Consider the following 6,893-nt stretch of genomic DNA (forward strand, 5'->3'; position numbering starts at 1 on the left):
GCTGATGAAGGAGGCGGTGGACGCCGTGTGCGCGCTGGTCCCCGAGGGGGCGCGCAGCTTCAACGTCCAGGTCTTCCACGCCTTCGAGGACGAGGTCGTCGACGCGCTGACCGCCGCGCGCACGCTGCCGTTCATGGCCGAGCGGCGGGTCGTGGTGCTGCGCGACGTCGAGAAGACGCGGCTCGACCAGGCGGGCCGCGGCGAGCTGCTCGAGGAGTACCTCGCGGCGCCGGAGCCGATGACGGTGCTCGTCGTCACGACCGGGGACGAGGACCGCGCGAAGACGCTCGCGAAGAAGCACGCCGGGCGCTGGATGCACGTGGAGTTCCGCGCCCTCGCCGGGGCGGCGCTGGCCAGGGCGCTGCGCGACGAGGCGGCGCGCCTCGGCGTGGGGCTCGCGGAGGACGGCCTCGCCGCGCTGCTCGAGAGCACGGGGGCAGACCTGGGGCGGGCGCGCAACGAGCTGGCGAAGCTGCGCGCGGCGCTCGGCGAGGGGGGCGTCGTCGACGCCGCGGCGGTCGAGCGCTACGTCGCTGGCTACGAGCATCACGGGGTCTTCGACGTGACGGATGCCGTCAGCCGGCGCGACCTGGCGGGCGCGCTGCGTCTGCTGGGCGAAGTGACCATCAAGGACGACGAGTTCCTCGGGTTGCTCGGCCAGATCGGCAAGCGGCTGCGGATCCTCTGGTACCTCGCCGGCGGCGACCGGGAGATACCGCAGGAATTTCGGCCGTACCCGGGCATGGTGGCGAAACTGGCGCCGGACGCGCGCAAGTTCACCCGCGCGGAGATCGAGCGCGGGCTCGAGGGGCTGCGGGCGCTCGACGACCGGGTGAAGAGCACGCAGGTGCCGCCGAAGCTCCTGCTGGAGCACTTCCTGGTCTCGTTCCTGTCGCGGTAACGACTCGGCTTCCGCATCTTCGTCTTGCGGCACCCTTGCCGTCCGCATGCCGATGCCGGGCCCCGGCCCGGGGGCGCCTGTTCCCTTCCGTCTCGCCCTCCTTCCCTCAGTCCCCGAGGGCACTCATCAGCTGCTCGACTGTCAATGCGCCGGCCACACTCAGTCGACACAGCAAGCGGCCGGCGCATTATGACCGCTCACAGGCGCCCCCGGGCCGTGGCCCTGTTCACGGATCGGCCTGTTCCAGAGCGGGGGCGGGGCGGTGACGGGCGGACGCATGTGGAGCGCGAGGGCACCTGGGCGGCCGGACCGGAGCGGCCCGAAGGGCGAAACGCATTGTTTGAGCCCGAAGGGCGAGTTATGCGTTTCGAGCAGAGGGCCGGACAGGCCCAGGTCGAGCGCGCAACTCAGCGGCCGCACGGCACCGCCCTGACCCCGCGGCACTGACAATGCCGGCGTTGCAGGTGGCGGCGGCGCGCAGCGCCTCAGAACAGCAGGCGGAAGAGCGCGTCGGAGAAGAGCATCCCCTCGGCGGTGAGGCGGGCCCGGCCGGCGGCTCGCGCGATCCAGCCGCGGGCGGCTCCGAGCGCCGCGGCCTCCGGGAAGAGCGCATCCCAGCCGGCGCCGTGCTCCGCGGCGAACGCCGCCTCGTCGAGCCCGTCGACCGTGCGCAGCGCGAGCATCGCGGCCTCGCCTGCGAACTGCCGTGGGGCTGGTTCCTCGCTCGAGGCGACCGCGCCGCCGCGTTCTCGGATGAGCCGGACGTAGGCGGCCGGGTCGCGCTCGTTCGCGCGGCGCACCGGGCGGGGCCGGCACAGGAACGAGTGCGCGGCGGCGCCGAATCCCCGGTATTCGCCCAGCGACCAGCAGTCGGCGTTGTGCCGGCAGCGCATTCCCGGGCGCGACCAGTTCGAGATCTCGTAGCGCTCGTAGCCGGCCCGCGCGGTCAGCTCCGCGGCCGCCGCGTGCATCTCCAGCGCCTCCTCCTCCGCCGGCAGCGCGAGCCGCCCCGCACGGAGCTCGGCGGCAAACGGCGTGCCCTCCTCGATACCCAGCGCGTACAGCGAGAGGTGCTCGGGGCCGAGCGCGATCGCGCGCGCCAGGTCGCGGCGCCAGAGCGCGGGCGTCTGTCCGGGCAGGCCGTGGATGAGGTCCAGGCCGATGTTGGCGAAGCCCTCCCGACGCAGCAGCTCAAAGGCCGCGAGCGCCTCGTGCGCGGAGTGCCGCCGGCCGAGGCGTGCCAGCAGCGCATCGTCGAGGGACTGCACGCCGAGCGAGACGCGGGTGATCCCGTGCGCCCGCCAGGCCGCGGCCTTTTCCGCGTCGATCGTGCCGGGGTTGGCCTCGAGCGTGATCTCGGCGTCCGGTGCGACGGCAAAGGTCGCGCGCAGCGCGGCGAGCAGGCGCCCGATCTGCGCGCCCGCGAGGAGACTCGGCGTGCCCCCGCCGAAGAAGACGGTCGCGGCCGCCCGCCCGCGCTCGGGCGCGGCGTCGATCTCGCGCACGAGCGCGTCGAGGTACGGCTCGAGCGCGCCGCGGGCCAGCGGCACGGAGGCGAAGTCACAGTAGCCGCACTTTGCGACGCAGAACGGAATGTGAACGTATACCCCGAAGGCTGGTTCGGGCTTCGGGGTCCTGCCGCTGCGCACCCCCGTCGTGCTCCCTTCGGTCCGCGCGCCGGGGGTCCCCCGCTCCGCGTCACCCCTACGCCCAGACAATGCCAGGTTCCTGCCGTTCCAACCGAGTGCTTCGTTGCGGCAGAGCGACTCAGCGGCTAGAGGGTAATGTTCAGGAGGCGCAGGGTCCAGTTCACCAGCCCCCCGGCCAGGACGGCGAACGGGGTGATGAAGGCGAGGATCGCCAGCGCCCGCTTGAGCCCCTGTTCCTTGACGATGACCAGGAAGTTGGCGACGCAGGGGACGAAGAGCGTGATCACCGTCAGCGCGACGACGGTCTGGTTGACGGTCAGCGCCGGCGGCTGCGCGGTCGCAAGCGCGAAGAGCCCGGCCGCCCCGTAGTCGCGCCGCAGGAAGCCGAGGATGAAGACGCGCGTCGTCTCCGTCGGCAGCGAGAGGAAGCCCTGGATCACCGGCGCCAGGCCGCGCTCGGCCAGCGCGAGCAGCCCGCTCTCGGCCGAGAGGAAGAGGATGAAGGTGCCGATGAGGAAGAGGGGGATCGCCTCGCGCAGGAACCAGACCACGCGCATCCAGGTCTTCATCAGGATGTTGCCCGGCCGCGGCAGGCGCAGTGGCGGGATCTCGAAGATGAAGTCCGACGGGGCGCCGGGGACCAGCCGCGAGCACCCCCAGCCGACGAGGACCATCGAAGTGAAGACCGTGAGCACGACCACCGCGAAGCCGGCGGGCGAGACGTAGCTCGTCAGCCCGAGGATCACCCCGAGCTGCGCCGAGCAGGGGACCCCGAGCGCCAGCAGCAGCGTGACGATGAAGCGCTCCTTGCGGCTCTCGAGGATGCGCGCGGTCATCGTGGCCATGGTGTCGCACCCGAGGCCGAGCACCATCGGCAGGATCGCCTTGCCGTTGAGGCCGATCACGCGGAACGCGCGGTTGGACATGATCGCCAGCCGCGGCAGGTAGCCGGAGTCCTCGAGCAGCCCGAAGGCGAAGAAGAAGGTCCCGACGATCGGCAGCACGATCGCGATGCCGTAGGTCAGGCCCATCGTGATCAGTCCGTAGTCGCCGGCGAACATCCGCTGCACGAAGGGCCAGGGCACGTGCGCGAAGGCGGCGCGCGCCGCGGGGTTCACGAGGGCGCCGAAGACCCGGTCCTCGAGGAAGTCGACGAAGATGCCCGCGCCGACCGCGCCGACGAGCCAGTAGAGCACGAACATCACCGCGAGGAAGATCGGGATGCCGGTCACCGGCTCGCGGCTCCAGCGTCCGAGCGTCTCGGCGAGCCGCGAGCGGCCCCGCGCGGCCTGCCGCAGGTGGCGCGCGACGACGATCTGCACGCGCGCGCGCCGCGTCTTGAGGATGACCATCTCCGCCGGCTGCACGAGGCGCGCGCCGGTCTCCGCCGCGATGGCGCGGATCGCCGCGACGGTCTCGCCCCCGTACTCCCGCTCCGCCCAGGCCTCGAGCCCGGGCTCGCCGGCGAGGAACATCAGGCCGAGGCCGCGCGCCGCGCCCCGGTGGCGCGGCAGCAGCGCGGCGATGCGCGTGAGCTTCTCCTCGATCGTCTTCCCGTACTCCACGAGCGGCCGGCCCGCGCGCGCGGTGGCCAGCGCGGCCTTGAGCGCGGCGAGTCCCTCGCCCTCGGGCGCGATCGTGCGGATCACGTCGACCCCGAGCACCTGCGACAGCTCGCGGACGTCGATGTGCACGCCCGCCTGCTCCGCCTCGTCCATCATGTTCAGGCAGAGCACGAGCGGCCGGCCCAGCTCCAGCAGCTGCGAGGTCAGGGTGAGCGCCCGCGTCAGGTTCTTCGCGTCCGCCACCTGCACGATGACGTCGGGCTCGCGGTCAAGCAGGATGTCGCGGGTGACCCGCTCGTCCTCCGAGTGGGGGTGGATGCTGTTGACGCCCGGCGTGTCGATCACGGTGTAGCGGCGGTCGCCGACGGTCAGGTGCCCCGTCGTCACCTCCACCGTGGTCCCCGGGTAGTTGGAGACGACGGCGTACTTGCCGGTGAGCCGGCCGAAGATCACGCTCTTGCCGACGTTCGGCTGGCCGACGAGGACGACGACGGGCCCGCCGCCGGCGGCCTTCGCTTCTCCGTGCTGGTGCACCTCGCCTATTCCTCCGTTCCTGCGGACACAAACCCGATACGTTAGCAGATGCGCCGCCGATCGCAAAGGAGCAGCGGCCGCGCATTGTGGCCTGTGGAAAATGCTGCTAGGATACGCCGACGGGTGCTGATCATAACCTTTTGACACGAAAGGAAATTCCACATCCCGATGGGATGGTTGCCCTTTCGCCCCCGCGCCGTGGGGGCAGGCCGGACGTTCGTGCTCAGCCTCGACGGCGTGGGCCACTCCTTCCTTCAGCGCCACCTGCCGGACGGGGCCTTCCCGAATCTCGCGCGCCTCTTCGCCGGCGGCGACCTGCGCCCGATGTCCACCGCGCAGCCGCCGGTCTCCACGCTGGTCTGGACGAGTTACGCGACCGGCACGGGGCCGGGCCGCCACGGGATCTACGGGCTGATCGAGCGGCGGCCGGCGAGCTACGATCTGTTCGTGCCGGGCTCGGGCGATGTCCTCGCCCCCACGCTCTGGGATTCGCTCGGCCGCGCGGGGCGGACGTCCATCGTCGTGAACGTCCCGGGGACGATGCCGCCGCAGCCGGTCCGCGGCGTGCTCATCGCGCCGGCGCGCGCCGCCTCGTATGAGGATGTCGTGTTCCCGCGGACGCTCGCGCCCTTCCTGCGGGGCATCGGCTACCGCCTCGACGTCGACGCGCGGGCGGCGCGCGCCGGCAGCAAAGACGACCTGCTCGCCGACCTGGAGGCGGCGCTGCGCACGCGCTTCGAGGCGGCCTTCTCGCTGCTGCTGCGCGAGCCGTGGGACTTCTTCCAGCTGCACGTGAGCGAGACGGACCGGATCAACCACTTCCTGTGGGACGACTACGAGCGCGACGCCCCGGGGCACGGCCGGGCGTTCCTCGCGTTCTACCGCCGGCTCGACGAGTACATCGGGGAGCTGGTGGACCTGCTGCCGCCGGGCGCGGACCTCGTGCTGCTCTCGGGCAACGGCTTCACGCGGCTGCGTCGCGAGGTGAACCTCAACCGCGCGCTCGAGGAGCTCGGCTGGCTCGAGTTCCTGCCCGGGGAGGCCCGCCGCCTCGGCGCGATCTCCCCCGACGCCCGCGCCTACAGCCTCGCGCCGGGGCGCGTGTACCTGCACCTCAGGGGGCGCGAGCCCCGCGGGCGGATCGCGGGCCGCGAGGAATATCGCGCGTTCCGCGAGGGGATCGCCGCGGACCTGCTCCGGCTCCACGACCCCGAGGGGGGGGGGGCGCTGATCGCGGCGGCGCTGCGGGGCGAGACCGTGAACGCCAACCCGGGGTGGCCGGAGTTCCCGCTGCCGGTCTCGGCGCGCCAGCCGGCGCCCTGCGACCTGCTCGTCGTACCCGCCGAGGGGTGCGAGATCCGGGGCCACCTCGAGCGCGAGAACGTCGCGGGCCGCGCGCAGCTGGCGGGCGCGCACGCCTGGGGCGACGCCTTCGTCTTCATCCGTGGGCGGCGGATCCGCGCGCGGGAGCCGCGCATCGTCGATGTCTGCCCGACGGTGCTCGCGCTCATGGGCGTGCGCGCCGACGACCCCCGCGACGGGATGAGCCTTGTCTAGCCGGCGCGCGGTCTTCATCGACCGGGACGGGGTGATCAACGAGCGCCTCCCCGGCGCGTACGTCCGCACCTGGGACGAGTTCCGCTTCCGCCGCGGCGCCCGGGCGGGCCTGCGCCTGCTGCGGGAGGCGGGGTACCTGCTGATCGCCGTCACGAACCAGCGGGGCATCGGCCGCGGCCTGATGACGGAGGGCGACCTGGCGCAGGTGCACCGGCGGATGCAGGCCGAGCTGGCGCGCGCGGGCGCCGCGCTGGATGACATCCTGCACTGCCCACACGATCTCGCGGCCGGCTGCGAGTGCCGCGAGCCGCGGCCCGGGATGCTCCTGCGGGCGATCGCGCGCCACGGCATCGACCCCGCGGAGTCGTGGATCGTGGGCGACTCCCTCTCCGACCTGGAGGCCGGGGAGGCCGCCGGCGTGCCGGGCGTCCTGGTCGCGCCGCGCGGCGCCGCGGTTCCGCCGGGCGTGCGCTCCGCGGGGACGCTCCTGGCCGCGGCGCGGCTGATCGTGCGCGGGGGCCTTCGGTGAAGGCGGCGGCCGCCGCCCTCGCGGGGGCCGGTCTCGGCCTGTTCGGCGCCGTCTCGGCGGCCGCACTCGCCTCGGCCTTCTGGCCGCTCGTCGCGCTCGGGCTGTGCCGGCTCGCGCTCGTCGCGGGGGGGACCGCGGCGCTGACCGCCGGCCTGGCC

Annotated in this window: 5 protein-coding genes; 3 read left to right on the top strand and 2 right to left on the bottom strand. The window is 73.2% G+C overall.

The annotated features are described in order from the left end of the window. Nucleotides 1-901, top strand: a 901-nt coding sequence (holA, locus tag VI078_05950) for a DNA polymerase III subunit delta (protein ID HEY5998832.1), incomplete at its 5' end; no start/stop codon positions are given. Between the two features lie 485 nt (nucleotides 902-1,386). Here the strand turns inward: holA and hemW are convergent. Together hemW and feoB are read right to left on the bottom strand one after the other, a co-directional pair. Continuing rightward, on the bottom strand, nucleotides 1,387-2,550 hold the full coding sequence (hemW, locus tag VI078_05955; protein HEY5998833.1) for a radical SAM family heme chaperone HemW: 1,164 nt from the start codon (nucleotides 2,548-2,550) through the stop codon (nucleotides 1,387-1,389). A gap of 125 nt (nucleotides 2,551-2,675) precedes the next feature. Continuing rightward, nucleotides 2,676-4,649, bottom strand: a complete 1,974-nt coding sequence (feoB, locus tag VI078_05960) for a ferrous iron transport protein B (protein HEY5998834.1) — start codon at nucleotides 4,647-4,649, stop codon at nucleotides 2,676-2,678. Nucleotides 4,650-4,868: 219 nt separating this feature from the next. Between feoB and VI078_05965 the strand changes: the two genes are divergently transcribed. Beyond that, nucleotides 4,869-6,206 carry an alkaline phosphatase family protein gene (locus tag VI078_05965; GenBank protein ID HEY5998835.1) on the top strand — a complete coding sequence of 446 codons (1,338 nt, stop codon included), beginning with the start codon at nucleotides 4,869-4,871 and terminating at the stop codon, nucleotides 6,204-6,206. Next, nucleotides 6,199-6,735: an HAD family hydrolase gene (locus VI078_05970; GenBank protein ID HEY5998836.1), complete on the top strand. Its 537-nt coding sequence runs from the start codon at nucleotides 6,199-6,201 to the stop codon at nucleotides 6,733-6,735. The genes VI078_05965 and VI078_05970 overlap by 8 nt, the downstream gene beginning before the upstream one ends. Nucleotides 6,736-6,893 lie beyond the last annotated feature (158 nt).

It is taken from the genome of bacterium (genome assembly GCA_036524115.1).
In the GTDB taxonomy this organism is placed as follows: Bacteria; JAUVQV01; JAUVQV01; order JAUVQV01; family DATDCY01; genus DATDCY01.